The sequence below is a fragment of the Clostridium sartagoforme AAU1 genome, assembly GCF_000401215.1.
GTDB lineage: Bacteria > Bacillota > Clostridia > Clostridiales > Clostridiaceae > Clostridium > Clostridium sartagoforme.
On sequence record NZ_ASRV01000117.1, the window covers coordinates 1 to 1,358 of the forward strand.

Consider the following 1,358-nt stretch of genomic DNA (forward strand, 5'->3'; position numbering starts at 1 on the left):
GAAAAAAATCCTAGTGTTACTATAGAAAATATCATCATTATACTTATTGATTCAATATTAATGCTATAAAAAAACGAAATATTAATTCCCTTAAATCTAAGATAATATGATATGTTTCCTATAATGCCTAAAAGTATCCCTATAATCCCAAATATTCTTACATTTTCTAAACTTCTTCTTTCTGATCCCATAACAATTACTCCTTATTACAAAAAGATCAATAATTTTATATTGCAAAAAATAATTTTATTATTTACTTATATTATATTATAATAGTGTTAATTATTGTTATAAATTTATGTAAACGAGGTGTTTTAATTGAAGAATTTTATAGATTTAAGAAGTGATACTGTTACTAAACAACCTGAATTTATGAAAGAAGCCATGTTTAAAGCTGAAGTTGGTGATGATGTTTATGGAGATGATCCTACAATTATAAAACTTGAAAATCTTGCTGCTGAAATAATTGGAAAAGAAGATGCTCTTTTTGTTCCTAGTGGTACATTTGGTAATCAGCTTGCATTATTTACTCATTGCAAAAGAGGTAGTGAAGTTATTTTAGCTGATTCTAATCATATAATTGCTCATGAAGTTGGAGCAAGTTCTATAATTGCTGGCGTTCAGCTACGATCAATAGATTCTGAGGATGGAGTTATAAAGACAAATGAAATAGAAAAAAGAATTCGCTTTGAGGATGAAGATATTCACTTTCCTTCTACGTCTCTAATATGTGTTGAAAATGCTCATTCTAGTGGAAATGTTTTATCTTTAGGTGAAATGGATGAAATTTATACTGTAGCCCAAAAATATAATTTACCTGTCCACTTAGATGGAGCAAGAGTTTTTAATGCTTCAGCTTCATTAAATGTTGATGTAAAGGAAATTACTAAATATTGTGATTCAATTATGTTTTGTTTATCTAAGGGTTTATGCGCTCCTGTAGGTTCTATTTTAGCTGGAAGTAAAGAATTTATAGCTAAAGCAAGAAAAAAAAGAAAACTTATGGGTGGTGGATTAAGACAAGCTGGATTCCTTGCTGCTGCAGGAATAGTTGCTCTTAATGATATGACTAAAAGATTAAATGAAGATCATGAAAATGCTAAACTTCTTGCAAGTGAATTAAATAAGCTTCCTGAAATTAATGTTAATCTTGATAATGTTAAAATAAATATGGTATTTTTTAGTTTTAAAGATAATAGCATAGATACTAAAAATTTAGTTAAGTTCTTTTTAGAAAATAATATTAAGATAAATGATGCTGAAAATGGACTTATGAGATTTGTAACTCATTATTGGGTTACTAAAGAAGATATTTATAGAATAATTCACACAATGAAAGACTTTTTAAACATTTGTAA

Annotated in this window: 2 protein-coding genes; one reads left to right on the plus strand and one right to left on the minus strand. The window is 27.2% G+C overall.

What is annotated here, in order from left to right; translation table 11 throughout:
- On the minus strand, positions 1-191 hold a 191-nt coding region (locus tag A500_RS09180), incomplete at its 3' end, for a hypothetical protein (protein WP_016207302.1).
- Between the two features lie 127 nt (positions 192-318).
- Between A500_RS09180 and ltaE the strand changes: the two genes are divergently transcribed.
- A partial coding sequence (gene ltaE, locus A500_RS09185) for a low-specificity L-threonine aldolase (RefSeq protein WP_016207303.1) occupies positions 319-1,358 on the plus strand: 1,040 nt, incomplete at its 3' end.